The following is a 15783-nucleotide window of genomic DNA, read 5'->3' as shown; positions in this document are numbered from 1 at the left end:
GCTCATGAGCGCAACGTGGCGGGATGGATCCCCACTTCGGTGGCCTTGACGACGAACCACACCGAGTCGCCCGGATGGACGTCCAGATCGGCGAGTGCCGCCGTCGTGATCTCCGCGGCGATGCCGGTGTCGGAGCGCACGAGCACCGTCGAACCCTGCGCCTCGAGTTCCGCGATCGTCACATGCAAGGCAGTGCGCGGACTTCCGTGCGGGGGTTCGGTGTAGACGGCGACCGCCGACGGCGCAAAGACCGCGACAGCAGGCGCGCCCGGGACGCAGTCGGCGTGGACGCGTCCGTGGACGAGACCACCGGCGGATTCCAGCGCCTCCTCGCGCACGGTCCCGGTGACGAGGTTGGCCCCTGCGATGCGGGCGGCGAACGCGCTGCGCGGCCGCGTCAGCACCTGGCGCACCGGCCCGTCCTCGACGATGCGGCCGGCCTCGATCACGATCACCCGATCGGCGAGTGCAAGCACGTCCAGCGGGTCGTGGGTGACGAGCAGCGCCGTGCGTCCGCTGTCGCGCAGGACGCGTCGCAGCAACGACCGCAGCACCGGCGTCCCGGTGACGTCGAGCGCGGCCATCGGCTCGTCGAGCAGCAGCAGGTGCGGTTCGGCCGCCAGGGCACGCGCGAGCGCGGCCCGCTGCGCCTGCCCGCCCGACAGTTCGTGCGGACGGCGATCGGCGAAGTCTGCGGCATCGACCTCCCGCAGCCATGTCTCGGCGCGGGCCCGGGCTTCACTCCGACCCACCCCCGCACTGCGCGGCGCGAACTCGACGTTGCCCGCGACCGTCAGGTGCGGAAACAGCAGGGCCTGCTGAGCGAGCAGCACCACCGACCGGTCATGCGGAGCCACGGCGACGCCGGTCGCGGTGTCGGTGAGGACGCGTCCGTCGAGTTCGACGCGACCGGTATCGGGTCGCAGCAGTCCGGACACCACACCCAGCAGCGTCGACTTTCCGGCTCCGTTGGGGCCGAGCACCGCGACGATCTCGCCCTGCGCGACCTCCAGTTCGACGTCCACGTCGCGGGCGGCGACCCGGGCCTGCACCGTCAGGCTCACAGCGCCCGGTCCTTCCGTCGCGAGTACACGGCCACGACGATCACGACGGCCACCAGGATCAGTACCAGTGACAGTGCGACGGCGGCGTCCGGATCGGTTTCCCGCTGCAGGTAGATCTCGAGCGGCAGCGTGCGGGTCACGCCCTGCAGGCTGCCGGCGAAGGTGAGGGTCGCGCCGAATTCGCCCAGGGCACGGGCGAATGCGAGCACCGAGCCCGAGACGAGACCGGGTAGCACGAGGGGCAGGGTGATACGCCGGAATACCGTGGTGGGGCGCGCCCCGAGCGTGGCCGCGACATCCTCGTAGCGTGAACCTGCACTGCGCAGTGCCCCTTCGAGACTCGTGACGAGGAAGGGCAGCGCGACGAAGGTCTGCGCGAGCACGACCGCCGTGGTCGTGAAAGCGATCTGCACGCCGAGCGCGTCGAGATGCTCACCGATCAGCCCCCGACGTCCGAAGGTGTAGAGCAGGGCGATACCGCCCACGACCGGTGGCAGCACGAGCGGCAGCAGGACGAACCCGCGGATGACGGATATCCACCGGAAGGTGCTGCGCGCCAGCACTACAGCGAGAGGAACACCGAGCACGAGGCACAGTGCCGTGGCGGCCGCGGAGGTGCGCAGACTCAACGCGAGCGCGTCGAGGGACGCCGGGGACGTCACGAGCGACGGGAACGTCGTCCAGTCGACGGTGAGCAGCATCGCCATCAGGGGCACGACGACGAACAGCAACCCGAGCGCGGCGGGGACGAACAACCACCGGGGCAGTCCCGTCGCGCTCACGGTGTACCGAAGCCTGCATCGGCGAGGACGGCCCGGCCGTCCGCGTCGGTGACGAAGCGCACGAACTCGTCTGCGCGAGTAGAGTTGCGGGAATCGGACAGACTCGCAATGGGATAGACGTTGATGATCTCCGCGGCCTCCGGAACGGAGACGACGGTGACTGTGTCACCGGCACTCATCGCGTCCGTGAGGTAGACCAGACCGGCATCGGCTTGACCCGAGGTGACCTTGCCGAGCACGTCGCTCACCGACGACTCCTCGGACACCGGCTCGAGGTCGGCACCGGCGGCCTCCTCGAGTCGCGTGGTGGCCGCACCGCACGGCACCTGGGGCGCGCACACGACCACCGAGACATCCTCGCCGGCGAGATCGGCGAACGACGTGATGTTCTCGGGGTTTCCGGGTTCGGTGACGATCGTGAGCGTGTTGGTCGCGAACGGGATCGGCTCTCCGGTAACGAGCCCGGCCTCGACGGCGGCGTCCATCGTGCGGGTATCGGCGGAGGCGAAGACATCGGCCGGCGCACCCTGCTCGAGTTGGGTCTCGAGATCGGACGAGCCGGCGAACGAGAACTCCACCGTCACTCCGGGCTTCGTCTCCTCGAACCGTTCGGCGATCTCGGTGAACGGAGCCCGGAGCGAGGCCGCGGCATAGACCGTGAGGACGTCCGAGCCCCCTCCGCCGGTGCCGCACGACGTCAGTGCTGCAGCGCCGGCGAGTGCGGCGAGCGCCCGGCGCTTCATTCGGCTCCTCCGGGCGTCTCGACGAGGACGGTGGTCGCCTTGACGACGGCCACACCGATGCTGCCCGGCTCGAGACCGAGTTCGGTCACGGCCTCGGTGCTCATGAGCGAGACGATGCGGTGCGGACCACACTGCATCTCCACCTGCGACATGACGGTGTCGGAGACGACGCGCGTGACGAGTCCGACGAAGCGGTTGCGGGCAGAGCTGCCCACCCCGAGCAGGTCGGGACCGGAGTCCGCCTGGGTGCGCGCGAACTCGGCCAGTTCGCGACCGTCGACGGTCTTGCGGCCGGCGGAGTCCTTGCCGGCGCGCAGCAACCCCTGGTCGATCCAGCGACGTACCGTGTCGTCGCTGACCCCCAGCAACGACGCGGCGTCGCGGATCCGGATCGAGGTCACGGGTGTCTCCGCAAATGCGTCATGAACGACACGTTATATCCGCATCCGCGGACGAACAAGGGAATCAGTAGACGTCGCGGACGTACCGTTTGTCGGCGGCCATCTGCTCGACGTACGCCGCGGCGGCGTCCCGGTCGAGCCGTCCGTGCGCCTGCACCACCTCGCGCAGAGCCGCGTCGACGTCCTTCGCCATACGGCCGGCGTCGCCGCACACGTAGAAGTGGGCACCGTCCTGCAGCCACTTCCACACCTGCGCGCCGTGCTCGCGCATCCGGTCCTGCACGTAGATCTTCTGCCGCTGGTCGCGGGAGAAGGCCAGTCCCAGTTCGGTGAGGAAGCCGTCGTCGTGCATCGACTCGATCTCGTCGCGGTAGAGATAGTCGGTCTCGGCCCGCTGGTCGCCGAAGAACAGCCAGTTGCGACCCGTGTGCCCGGCCTCGCGACGGTCGTGGAGGAAGCCGCGGAACGGCGCGATGCCCGTGCCCGGACCGACCATGATCATGTCGGTCTCCGGGGCCGGTGGCCGGAAGTGTTCGTTGCGCTGCACGAAGATCGGAATGTCCACGCCCTTGCTGTGATCGGCGAGGAAGGACGAGCACACGCCCGCCCGGGAGCGACCCTCGAACTCGTAGCGCACCACCGACACCGTCAGCTGCACCTCGCGGGGATTCGTCCTGGGGCTCGACGAGATCGAGTACAGGCGCGGACGCAGGCGACCGAGGAGTTCCTTCCATTCGCCCCAGGGCGCCTTGAACGGGTACTCGGCGATGACGTCCATCGCCTGCCGTCCCCACAGCCACCGCTGCAGCTCGATCTTGTTGCCCGGTCGCAGAAGTTTCGCGAGTTCGGCGCTGCCGCTCTGCTTCTGTACGAACCGCAGCAGTTCCGGTGTGACCCGGGTGATGTCGAGGTGACGGGTCGCGGCTTCGATCAGCGGAACGGTGGGACGGTCGCCGAGTTCGACAGCGGTCTCCGGGTCGAGTGCGGTGACCTGAAGCCATTCGTCGACGGCCTCCGGGCCGTTGGTCGGCATCACCCCGAGCGCGTCCCCGGCCTCGTATTCGAAAGCGGGATCGAAGATCTCGAATCCGAACTGGCGCACGTCCTTCGCCGAACCGGCACCGCTGAGCGCGACGTTGCGGGTGATCCGGGTGACGAGCGGTGAAGTGCGGGTGTACGCCGGAGCCGGGGGAGCGGACGCGGCCGACACGGCCGGGGTCGCCGAACCACCCAGTAGCGGAACGAGGGTGTCGAGCCAGTTCTGTGCGAGTGCGTCCTCTCCCGGTTCGCAATCGACCCGCGCGGTCAGGCGGGTCGCACCGAGGCCACCGAGACGTTCGTCGAGACGTCGCCCGAAACCACAGAAGTCGTCGTAGCTCGAGTCACCGAAAGCGAGCACTGCGTAGCGGGTTCCGGACAGAGCGGGTGCGGTGTCGGCGTCGAGTGCCCGCCAGAACGATCCACCGTTGTCGGGCGGGTCGCCGTCGCCGAATGTACTCGTGACGACCACGAGTTCCTCGATGTCCGCCAGCGTCGCGATATCGAGTTCGTTCAATCCCGTCAGGCGCACCGTTCGACCGGCGTCGCGGAGACGTTGTGCACAACTCGCCGCGAAGGATTCGGCATTGCCGGTCTGCGACGACCAGGCCACCACGACGGCCGGTCCGTCCGGCACCGTCTCACCGGACGCCGTGTCCGGCACCGGAATCGAGTGCGCGTACATTCCGGCGAGCAGGCCGTCGACCCAGGCGCGCTTGTCGGCCGGGAACGGTGCTGTTTCCGGAAGTATGGGTGTCGCAGTGATATCCGCTGTCCTGAGCCCGGCGAGAAGTCCGGCGAGATAACCGCGTTCGGTGTCGTCGAAGGTCGGCGCAGGAACACTCTCGAGTCCCAGCGCGGCCTCGAGGCGGTCGATCACCGAACCGTCCTCGAGTACCGGTCCGTTCCCGCCTGCGACCTTCCGCACCGACACGGCGCAGACCTTGAACTCGGGTTGCAGCGAGGCCGGGTCGACGGCGTCGTTCGTCACGGCGTTGACGGCGAGGTCGTCGCCGAACAGGTCGTTCCAGTGGAAGGGTGCAAAGCAGTTTCCGGAGAGCACCCGATCGGTGACGACGGCGGGTAGCACGGCTCGCCCCCGACGCGACGCGATCTCGACGCGATCACCCTCGACGATCGAAAGGTGTTGTGCGTCCTCGGGGTTGATCTCGACGAACGGCCCGGGATTCAACTTGGTGAGTTTCTCGACCTTCCCCGTCTTGGTGAGGGTGTGCCACTGGTGCTGGACCCGTCCGGTGTTCAGCACGAACGGGTGTTCATCGTCGGGCATCTCCGCGGCGGGCATGTGTGGTCGCGGGAAGAAACGGGCACGGCCGTCGGGGGTTGCGAACGCCAGGCGCGGTCTGGATCCGTCCTCGCGCACCACCGGCGTCCGGCTCGTGCCGTCGTTGAGATAGCGGAGGGGATGACGTGTGTCGGTCGACTGCGGTGGGCACGGCCACTGCACGGGTCCTTCCCGCAGTCGGTCGTAGGTCATGCCGCGCAGGTCGTAACCGGTCTGCGGATTGGCGAACCCGGTGATCTCCTCGAAGACCTCCTCGGCACTCGAGTAGTCGAAGGCGTCGCCGAAGCCCAACTCCTGCGCGACCCGCGCGATGATCTCCCAGTCGGGCAACGACTCGCCGACAGGTTCGACGGCCTGCTGCAGGAGGTTGACGGTGCGGTCGGATCCCACGGTGACGTACTCGGATTCGGCCCACAACGCAGCAGGCAGGAGAACGTCTGCGTACGTGGCGGTTTCGGTCTCGAGATAGACGTCCTGCACGATCACGAGTTCGGCCTTCCCGAGTGCCTCGAGAACGGTGCCCCTGTTCGCGATCGACGCCACGGGATTGGTGCAGATGATCCAGCACGCCTTGATCTCTCCGGCGGCCATCCGCTCGAACATGTCGACGGTGCCGCCGCCGCCCTCGGTGCGTAGCGTGCCGCGTGGCAGCGACCAGCGATCCTCGACGAACGCACGGTCGTCGTCGGAGAGCACGCTGCGCTGCCCCGGCAGACCCGGCCCCATGTATCCCATCTCGCGGCCACCCATCGCGTTGGGCTGGCCGGTGAGGGAGAACGGACCGCTGCCGGTGCGGGAGATCGCCCCGGTCGCGAGGTGCAGATTGCAGATGGCGTTGGTGTTCCACGTGCCGTGGGTGCTCTGGTTCAGGCCCATCGTCCAGCAGCTCATCCAGTCGCCGGCCTCGCCGATCCACTGCGCCGCCGTGCGGATGTCGGCTTCGGCCAGGCCGGTGATCTCGGCGACGAGATGTGGCGGATAGCCGGCGAGGAAGGACTCCATCGCGTCCCAGCCGTCGGTGTACTCCTCGACGAAGGCGCGGTCGACGTGTCCGTTCTCGACGATCAGATGCAGCAGTCCGTTGAGCAACGCGAGGTCGGTGCCCGGCGCGATCTGCAGGAACAGGTCGGCCTTGTCGGCCGTGGCGGTGCGCCGCGGATCGACGACGATCAGCCGCGCTCCCGCCTTGACCCGATCCATCATCCGGAGGAACAGGATCGGATGGCAGTCGGCCATGTTGGAACCCGAGACGAAGAAGACGTCGGCGTGGTCGAAGTCCTCGTACGAACCGGGTGGGCCGTCGGATCCGAGCGACTGCTTGTAACCCGTGGCGGCGCCGGCCATGCACAGTCTCGAGTTCGACTCCATGTGCGACGTGCGCAGATAACCCTTCGCGAGCTTGGTCGCGAGGTACTGGGCCTCGAGGGACATCTGTCCCGAGACGTAGAGGGACACCGCGTCGGGGCCGTGGGCCGCGACGATATCGCTCAGGCGTCGCGCGGTCTCGGCGATCGCATCGTCGAGGGGGAGCGGTGCAAGGTCGGCTGCATCCTCGGGACGCGGGGCACCGGGCCGCTTGCTACGCAGCCACGCCGTCTCGAGCCGGCCCCCGGCCGCGAGCATCTCGGCACTCGTCGCGCCCTTCGTACACAACCGGCCCCTGTTGGTCGGATGATCCTTGTCTCCGTATGCCCTCACCACTCGTCGATCACCCGTTGCCCGGTCGACGGCGACGTCGAGGAGCATCCCGCATCCCACACCGCAGTAGGAGCAGGTGGATTTCACCGTGGTGATCTCGTCCTGCATCCCGCAACTCCTAGGCACCGTCTCGACTACGCCGGTGTCCATGCTGGAGAAGAGGTGTTGCGGTGGCATCAACCGCGGTGAGCACGCGGTGACATCTGGCTCACCTCGGCTTCACGGCGGTGTGAGGTGACGCCGTCACGGCGGTGTGAGGTGACGCCGTCACGGCGGTGTGAGGTCAGGCTTTCTGCTGTTGCGCCCACCACTCGAGCAGCGCGGCCTCGGCCTCGTCGCGCTCGAGCGGACCACGATCGAGCCGGAGTTCCTTGAGGAAGGTCCACGCCTTGCCGACCGCCGGACCTGCGGGGATCCCGAGAAGTTCCATGATCGCATTGCCGTCGAGGTCGGGCCGCACCTTGGCGAGATCCTCCTCGGCGGCGATCCGCTCGATCCGTTCCTCGAGACCGTCGTAGGTGGCTCGCAGCGCAGCGGCACGACGCTTGTTGCGGGTCGTGCAGTCGGCGCGCACGAGCTTGTGGAGCTTCGGCAGCAGCGGCCCGGCATCGTGCACATAGCGCCGCACCGCCGAATCCGTCCACTGGCCCTTGCCGTACCCGTGGAAGCGCAAATGCAGGAACACCAGGCGGCTCACGTCCTCGATCATCTGCTTCGAGTACTTGAGCGCGCGCATGCGCTTGCGCACGAGTTTCGCGCCGACCACCTCGTGGTGGTGGAAGCTGACGCCGCCGTGCGGCTCGTTGCGCTTGGTATCGGGCTTGCCGATGTCGTGCAGCAGGGCGGCCCACCGCAGGACGAGATCGGGGTCGCCGTCCTCGAGGTCGATGGCCTGCTTCAGGACGGTCAGCGAATGCCAGTAGACGTCCTTGTGCTGGTGGTGCTCGTCGATCTCGAGCTTCATCGCGGGGATCTCGGGGATCACCCGCTGCGCGAGCCCCGTCTCGACCATCGTGTCGATACCTTCGATCGGGTATTCGCCGAGGATCAGCTTGTCGAGCTCGGCCTGCACCCGCTCCGCGCTGATCCGCAGGATCTCGTCGGCCATGGCGACGATCGCGGTGTGCACGCGCTCGGTGAGGGCGAATCCGAGCTGGGAGACGAAGCGCGCCGCACGGAGCATGCGCAACGGGTCGTCGTGGAAGGAGTCCTCGGGCTTCGCGGGGGTGTCGAGCACGCCGGCGAGCAGGGCGTCCATGCCGCCGAGGGGGTCGACGAACTCGCCCGCGCCGTCCGCGCCGATGCGCACGGCCATCGCGTTGACGGTGAAGTCGCGGCGCACGAGATCGTCCTCGAGACTCGTGCCGTACTTCACGATGGGGTGGCGCGTGACACGGTCGTAGGCGTCGCTGCGGAAGGTGGTGATCTCGAGTTGCTCGAGTCCCTTCACCGCACTGATCGTGCCGAAGTCGATGCCCGTGTCCCACTGATGGTCGACGAATCCGCGCAGCAGCTCCTGCACGACCTCCGGACGCGCGTCGGTGGTGAAGTCGAGATCGGTGCCGAGGCGACCGAGCAGCGCGTCGCGCACGCTGCCACCGACGAGATACAGCTCGTGGCCGGCGTCGGCGAACCGCGCACCCAGCGGGGCGAGGATGTCGGACAGATCACGCAGAGTGGCCTCGGCTCCGGCGAGCAGCCGGGTGCGACGGTCGGTGTCCGCGGTGGGGGAGTTCACGTCTTTGCACCTTACCGAGCAGCACGTTCGTGTGGTTGAGCCGGGACCGACGTCGGTCCATCTACTATCTATGAGGTGTCGCCCGCCGAACGTGCCAACCGTAACCGCCGCAGCTCGCGGCGGCGTGGCGCGGGCACCAAGAAGACCGCTCACGGCGCTTCGCCCGGTTCGTCCGCTTCACCCGGACCCCGCATGCGGACCGTCCGCGAAACCTCCGCAGGAGGTCTGGTGGTCGACGGACTCGGAGGTCCACCCGAGAAACTCTGCGCTGCGCTGATCGGCCGCACCGACCGGCGGGGCCGCCTGCTGTGGTCGTTGCCGAAGGGCCACATCGAGCAGGGCGAGACCGCCGAGGAAACCGCGATGCGCGAGGTCCACGAGGAGACCGGGGTGCGCAGTACGGTCCTCGCCGAGTTGGGCAGCATCGACTACTGGTTCGTCACCGAAGGTCGCCGGGTCCACAAGACCGTGCACCACTATCTGCTGCGCTATCTGGGCGGAGAACTCTCCGACGCGGACGTCGAGGTCACCGAGGTGGCGTGGGTGCCGCTGCGGGAACTGCGGACCCGCCTGGCATACGCCGACGAGCGCAAGCTCGCGGACATCGCCGATCGGCTCATCGCCGAGATGGATCAGAAGCGACTGCCCGATGTCGACGAACCGGGGGCCCCACGCGGATGACGGTGGTGGTGTCCCGGGCGGGCGCCGCGGTGCTCGCCGTGCTCGTACTCGTCCTCACAACGGCAGGTGTGACGCCTTTCCTGCCGACGACTCTTCTCCCGACGGCGGCGGCGAATCCGGCCGCGGCGCAGACCGACCCCGATCAGCCGCGCTTCCTCGAGCTGAGCATCGACGAGGTGACGCCGCAGACCGTCACACTCACGAGCGGGTCCGTCGTCACGGTCCGCGGCACGGTGACGAATATCGGCGACCGGGACGTCGAGGACGTCTGGGTGCGACTGCAGCGCGCACCCGTGATCTCGGATTCCACGGCCCTGCGCACCTCGCTGTCCCTCGACCAGGCCGGATTCGACACCGTCGGCGAGTTCGAGGAGGTCGCCGACAGGCTGGAACAAGGTGAGCGCGCCGACTTCGAACTCGAACTGCCACTGCGCTCCGACCTGATTCCCTCGCTCGACATCGATGCTCCCGGTGTCTACCCGCTGCTGGTGAACGTCAACGGGGTCCCCGAATACGGCGGGGCGGCCCGGCTCGACGACGCACGCTTCCTGCTGCCCGTGCTCGCGGTTCCCGCGAGCGACGAGGTCACCGAGGAGACCGAAACCGGGAACGGCGGGTCGCGGGGCACGACCCGCTCGTCCGACGACGGCCTGCTCGACAGCGACCAGAAGCCGTTCCCCGCCGTGCCTCCCGATGTGTCCCGCCCCGCCGCCGTCACGATGCTGTGGCCGTTGGCCGACCGGCCCCGGCTCGCCGCCGGCGTGGCCGGTTCCGGCGCCGAACCCGTACGCCTGATCGACGACGCCCTCGCCGTCTCGCTCGCCGAGGGCGGACGGCTGGACGGCCTGCTGCGCGCCGTCGAGGACACCGCCCGCACCGAGCCCCGCGTCCTCGAGGGACTGTGCCTGGCCGTGGACCCGGATCTCCTCGTGACCGTGGCGAACATGACACGCGACTATCTGGTGGTCGAGGACCCGGACGAACCGACCGGCGACGCGCGGCCGGGAACAGGCACGGACGCTGCGGTCGCCTGGCTCGAGCGGTTGCGCGCCCTCGCCGCGACGACCTGCACGATGGCGGTGCCGTTCGCCCAGGTCGATCTCACCGCCCTCGCCGACCTCGCCGACTCGTCACTCACCGAATCGGCGCTCGGGTCGCCGGCAGCGATCGTCGATTCGATCCTCGGCATCACCTCGACCCCGCGCGTGGTGTGGCCCGACTCCGGAGTCCTCACCGAGAAGACCGGAGCGATGCTCACCGCCGACGGCCCGGTGACCGCTCTGCTGTCCGACAACGCCGTCGAAGGCGGTCGCGCCCTGCTCGCGGGTACGACACCGGCGTCCACCGCGCCCGGTGGCAACGGCTTCCGGATCTCCGGTGTCTCCGGCCTCACCGCCGCCCTGTTCGACTCGTCCGGTTCCGCGGCACTGGCGGGAATGGGTACCGACCCGCAGACACCGTCCTTCGTCCCCACCGCGGCGCGCTACGACCTCTCCCGCGACTCCTCCACGGCCCGCCTGCAGGACTCCCTCGGGGCGCTGGCCTGGCCCGCCCTGGTGCCGACGGTCAGCGAGGCCACCGGGACGGCACCGCCGGCCACGGGTCGATCGGTGCTGTTCGCGCCACCGCAGAACTGGTCGGCGTCACCGGACGACGCCGCCGCCGTGCTGTCCATGCTGTCCACACTCGTCCGGTCGGGTCTGACCACGCCCCGCCCCCTCGCCGCACTCGTCGACGCGGCCGCGAGCACCGCGAACGACCCGACCGCCTCGCTGCTCGTCTATCCCGAACAGGCGATCACCGACGGTGCCTCGGCCGCCGTCGTCTCCGAGGCCGACGAACAGATCCGCCGTCTCGACGCGATCCAGACCGCGCTGGTCGAGGACCCGCAGGCCCAGCTGACCCCGCAGCAGTTCACCGCCCCGCTGCGCGAGGACCTGCTGCGCGCGATGACCCTGGCCGGTCGTCGCGGCGACGACGCCGATGGCGCCTACGCGACCGGCGAGCACCGCGCCACCGAGGTGCGGGAGGCCGTCGACGACATCTACGACGCCGTGACGGTGATCTCGACCGGCGGTGTCTACACCCTGACGTCCGAACAGAGTCCGCTGTTGCTGACGGCGCGCAACGACCTGCCCGTGGGCATCACCGTGCGACTGCAGGTGGACGTGCCCGACACAGTGGACATCACCGATATCGGGCCGACCCCGCTCCCGCCGCGCGGCAGCCGCACCCTCACGGTGCCGGCACAGATCAGCGACTCACGGAACCTCCGGTTGGAGTTCGCGCTCACCACCGACTCCGGCCTGCCTCTCGGCAGCCCGACGACGGTGACGGTACGTTCCAATGCGTACGGCCAGATCCTCGCCGTCGTCACGGGGTGTGCAGGAGCACTCCTGCTGTTCCTGGCGGGCAGGCGACTTCTGCACCGGTTCCGGGGAGAGCCGGACCCAGCCGACGAAGGGTATGAGAAATGACCGGGAACTCCACACGGGACGACGTGGAGACACACCCGAACCCGGGCCCGCCCGACTCTCCCACCACCACCTCACCGGACGTCACGGGTGCCGGTGCGGGTCGCCGCAGGCCGCAGAGCCTACTGGCGGCGACCGGCTCCATCGCCGTCGCGACCCTGGTCAGCCGCATCACCGGATTCCTCAAACAGCTGCTCATCCTCACCCTGCTCGGTGCGAGCGTCGCGTCGTCCTTCACCGTGGCGCACCAGATCCCCAACATGATCTCCGAGCTGGTGCTCGGTGCCGTCCTGACCTCGATCGTCGTTCCGGTGCTGGTACGGGCCGAAAGGGAAGATCCCGACGGCGGTGAGGCCTTCGTCCGCCGGTTGTTCACCGCGGCGCTCGTGCTGCTCGGTACCGCCACAGTTCTCGCCGTCGCCGCGGCCCCGGTCCTCACCACCCACGTCTTCCTCGACGAGTCCGGCAAGGTGTCGACGTCGCTGACCACGGCGCTGTCGTACCTGCTCCTGCCCGCGATCATGTTCTACGGGTTGTCGGGCCTGTTCACAGGCATCCTCAACACCCGGCAGGTGTTCAAGCCGGGCGCGTGGGCGCCGGTGTGCAACAACCTCGTGGTGCTCACCGTGCTGGTGATCTACTACCTGATGCCGGGTGAGATCACCCTCGATCCGGTACGGATGAGCGATCCGAAACTGCTCGTCCTCGGTGTCGGTGTGCTTCTCGGCGTGATCACGCAGGCAATGTGCCTGGTACCTGCGCTCCGCCGCGAGGGCATCAATCTCAGGCCGCTGTGGGGCCTCGACGACCGGCTCCGGCAGTTCGGGGGCATGGCCGCCGCGATCGTGCTGTACGTGCTGATCAGCCAGGCCGGCATGGTCTTCGCGACTCGCGTGTCGTCGGGCGCCGACGAGGCAGGTCCCGCGATCTACAACAACGCGTGGCTGCTGCTGCAGCTGCCCTACGGCGTCCTCGGTGTCACCGTGCTCACCGCGATCATGCCGCGGCTGAGCCGCAACGCCGCCGCGGACGACACCCCGGCCGTCGTCGACGACCTGTCCGTCGCGACCCGCCTCACCATGATCTCGCTCATCCCGATCGTCACCTTCCTGACGATCGCGGGCTCGCAGGTCGGTGCCGCGCTGTACGGCTACGGCAACTTCGGCGGCAGCAACGCCGAACGTCTCGGCCAGGCGGTGAGCTGGTCGGCGTTCACACTCATCCCGTACGCCCTGGTACTCATCCACCTGCGCGTGTTCTACGCACGTGAACAGGCCTGGACACCCACCTGGATCATCCTCGGCATCACCGCCGTCAAGATCGGCCTGTCCGCACTGGCACCCGTCGTGGCGGCGAACGACGAGCAGGTGGTGCTGCTCCTCGGCGCCGCCACCGGTGTGGCGTTCACCGTCGGAGCGTTCATCGGCGGCTATCTGTTGCACCGCACGCTCGGCAACCTGCAGATGGCGAACGTCGGCCGCACGGTCTGGCATGTCGTGCTCGCGTCGCTGGCCGCGGCGGTCGTGGTCCTGGTGACCGACCGTCTCCTGCAACTCGATGCGCTCGCCGACCGCTTCGGGGGCATCGGCTCGCTGGTGCGGGTCGGGCTCAACGGTGTGCTGATGGTGCTCGTCGCCCTCGTCGGGATGTACCTGCTCAAGGTGCCGGAGATCCTCGCGATCGAGGCCGCCGTGCGACGGAAGGTCGCGGCGCTGCGCGGTACCGCCCCGGTCGAGGAGGCACCGGCCGAACCCGACACAGGAACCACCGCCGCCGAGGCACCCGCACGCATCCCGCGTCCGCGCTACGCCGAATCGGATGCCGAGAAGACCGTCATCCTGCCGCGTATCGACTACGGCGAGTACGGCGTCGGACCTTATGACGCCATCACAGAGGTCATGCCCGTCATCAGGGACGTGCCCGGTCGCAGCAATGCGCACGGACAACTCCCGTACCCTGATCAGCAGCAGCTACGGTCCGGGAGCCGGCGACCACGGTTCTTCGCGGCCCCCAGCGGCGACCCGCGTCTGCACACCGGAAGTGGACGAGTCGACAACGAAGGAGTGAGGGTGAGCGACGACCACGCTGCCGGCAAGTCCACCATCGATGCCGCCGCGCGGCAGACACCCGCAGGCAAGGACGGCGGCCGTCCGCCGCGCGATCCGAACCTCGACACGGGTGTCATCCCGGTCGGATCCCCGCAGCTCCCGCCGATGCGCGTCGCGGGTCCGGCCTCCCAGCCGCGCCGCCCGATGCGCGGTCCCGATCTCATCGCCGGCGCCTCGGTCGCCGGCGGTCGCTACCGCCTTCTCGCGCCGCACGGCGGAGCGCGCGGTCTGCGCTTCTGGCAGGCACTCGACGTCAAGCTCGACCGTGAGGTCGCCTTGACGTTCGTCGACGCCGAACAGCGCGCGGCCGACGGCACCGGGCCCGACTCCCCGCAGGCCGTGCTGTCGCGCACCCTGCGCCTCGGTCGCATCAACTCGCCCGGCCTCGCTCGCGTCCTCGATGTGGTGCGTGGCAGCTCCGGCGGCATCGTCGTCTCGGAGTGGACCCCCGGCCGGTCGCTGAAGGAGATGTCCACCACCGAGCCGTCGCCGATCGGTGCGGCCCGCGCGATCCGCGCCCTGGCGGCCGCGGCCGAGGCGACGCACCGTGCGGGCAGCGCCCTGTCGATCGACCACCCGGACCGCATCCGGATCAGTGTCGCCGGCGACGCCGTGTTGGCCTTCCCCACGACGTTCTCCGATGCCGACGCAATGGCCGACGTCCGCGGTCTCGGCGCGAGCCTCTACGGACTCATGACCGGGCGGTGGCCGCTGGGCGAGCCGACGGCTCCGGGCGGCGCCCCCGTTCCGCACCACAGCGGTGCCACCATCGGCGGGATGCCGGAGGCCGACCGCAACGCGGACGGTGTCCCGGTGGAACCGCGCGTCCTGCGACCCGATGTCCCGTTCGAGATCTCGGCGGTCGCGGTGCGTGCCCTGTCCGAAGACGGTGGCATCCGTACCGCAGCCACCGTGCAGCACATCCTCGATCAGGCCTCGGTCGTCGACCAGAAGACCGAGATGATTCCGGCGCTGCGGATCGGGCAGCGCGCTGCCGCCGCCGAGTCGCATGCGCTCGCGGATCCCGAAGCGCTGGAACGGAAGAAGAAGCACTCGCAGCGGATGCTCGCCGCGCTCGCCGCGCTCGGTGTCACGACGGTGCTGCTGCTCGCGCTCATCGGATGGTGGATCGCGAACCTGCTCGCCGGCGACGCCGACGATGCTCCGCTGACGAGCCAGGAGTTCGGCCTGACCCCCACGGCCGAGGCACCCGCAGAGGACGGGCCGGGCGACGAGCAGGCCGACGCTGCGCCGCCGCGACCCGCCGCGACCGCTCCGGTCTCGGCGACCTCCGTGTCGGTGTTCTCCCCGCAAGGCACACCCGACTCGCCCGCCACCGCGTCGCAGGCGATCGACGGCGATCCGTCCACCTCGTGGAGCACCGACGCCTACTTCGATCCGTTCCCGTCGCTGAAGAACGGTGTCGGACTTCTGTTCACGCTCGCCGACGCATCGGAGCTCTCCTCGGTGACCGTGACAACCGACACGCCGGGCACCGTTCTCGAGGTCCGCAGCGCTCCCTCCGAGTCGACGTCGCTCGATCAAACGCAGGTGATCGGTTCGGGCACACTGGCTTCCGGCGAGACCACCATCCCGGTCGAGGCGGACGGGCAGACCTCGCACGTGCTGCTGTGGATCACCGACCTGAGCTCGAGCGGCGGAAGCAACAAGAGTTCCATCTCCGAAGTGGAATTCACCACCGCACGCTGACCGCGGACAGCCGGGCGGAATCGTCCGGATCGGCTACCAT

The 15783-nt window shown here is 69.0% G+C and carries 9 protein-coding genes; 3 read left to right on the top strand and 6 right to left on the bottom strand.

Features of this window, described 5'->3' with window-relative positions:
• Positions 1–2: 2 nt before the first annotated feature.
• From GON09_RS17890 to GON09_RS17865, 6 genes are all read right to left on the bottom strand, one after another.
• The gene (locus tag GON09_RS17890; RefSeq protein ID WP_213932957.1) at positions 3–1064 is read right to left on the bottom strand and encodes a sulfate/molybdate ABC transporter ATP-binding protein; all 1062 of its coding nucleotides are present in this window, start codon (positions 1062–1064) and stop codon (positions 3–5) included.
• Positions 1061–1846 (bottom strand): ABC transporter permease, encoded by a 786-nt coding sequence (locus tag GON09_RS17885; RefSeq protein ID WP_213932956.1) that lies wholly within the window; start codon positions 1844–1846, stop codon positions 1061–1063. Before GON09_RS17885 ends, GON09_RS17890 begins: the two co-directional genes overlap by 4 nt.
• Positions 1843–2589, bottom strand: coding sequence for a molybdate ABC transporter substrate-binding protein (gene modA, locus GON09_RS17880; protein WP_213932955.1), 747 nt, complete (start codon positions 2587–2589; stop codon positions 1843–1845). Before modA ends, GON09_RS17885 begins: the two co-directional genes overlap by 4 nt.
• Positions 2586–2990: a TOBE domain-containing protein gene (locus tag GON09_RS17875; protein ID WP_213932954.1), complete on the bottom strand. Its 405-nt coding sequence runs from the start codon at positions 2988–2990 to the stop codon at positions 2586–2588. Before GON09_RS17875 ends, modA begins: the two co-directional genes overlap by 4 nt.
• A 64-nt stretch (positions 2991–3054) precedes the next feature.
• Positions 3055–7140 carry a bifunctional nitrate reductase/sulfite reductase flavoprotein subunit alpha gene (locus GON09_RS17870; RefSeq protein ID WP_213932953.1) on the bottom strand — a complete coding sequence of 1362 codons (4086 nt, stop codon included), beginning with the start codon at positions 7138–7140 and terminating at the stop codon, positions 3055–3057.
• A gap of 175 nt (positions 7141–7315) precedes the next feature.
• On the bottom strand, positions 7316–8770 hold the full coding sequence (locus GON09_RS17865; protein WP_213932952.1) for a CCA tRNA nucleotidyltransferase: 1455 nt from the start codon (positions 8768–8770) through the stop codon (positions 7316–7318).
• 75 nt (positions 8771–8845) lie between these two features.
• Between GON09_RS17865 and GON09_RS17860 the strand changes: the two genes are divergently transcribed.
• Genes GON09_RS17860 through murJ form a run of 3 tightly spaced genes read left to right on the top strand, consistent with a single transcriptional unit; the run spans position 8846 to position 15743 of the window.
• Positions 8846–9451 carry an NUDIX hydrolase gene (locus tag GON09_RS17860; RefSeq protein WP_213932951.1) on the top strand — a complete coding sequence of 202 codons (606 nt, stop codon included), beginning with the start codon at positions 8846–8848 and terminating at the stop codon, positions 9449–9451.
• Positions 9448–11928 carry a DUF6049 family protein gene (locus GON09_RS17855; protein WP_213932950.1) on the top strand — a complete coding sequence of 827 codons (2481 nt, stop codon included), beginning with the start codon at positions 9448–9450 and terminating at the stop codon, positions 11926–11928. Before GON09_RS17860 ends, GON09_RS17855 begins: the two co-directional genes overlap by 4 nt.
• Positions 11925–15743, top strand: a complete 3819-nt coding sequence (gene murJ, locus GON09_RS17850; RefSeq protein WP_213932949.1) for a murein biosynthesis integral membrane protein MurJ — start codon at positions 11925–11927, stop codon at positions 15741–15743. The genes GON09_RS17855 and murJ overlap by 4 nt, the downstream gene beginning before the upstream one ends.
• Positions 15744–15783: the final 40 nt, after the last annotated feature.

It is taken from the genome of Rhodococcus sp. B50 (genome assembly GCF_013602415.1).
Lineage (GTDB): Bacteria > Actinomycetota > Actinomycetes > Mycobacteriales > Mycobacteriaceae > Rhodococcus.
Note: the sequence above shows the minus strand (reverse complement) of the source record. Positions and strands in the feature narration are given on the sequence as shown.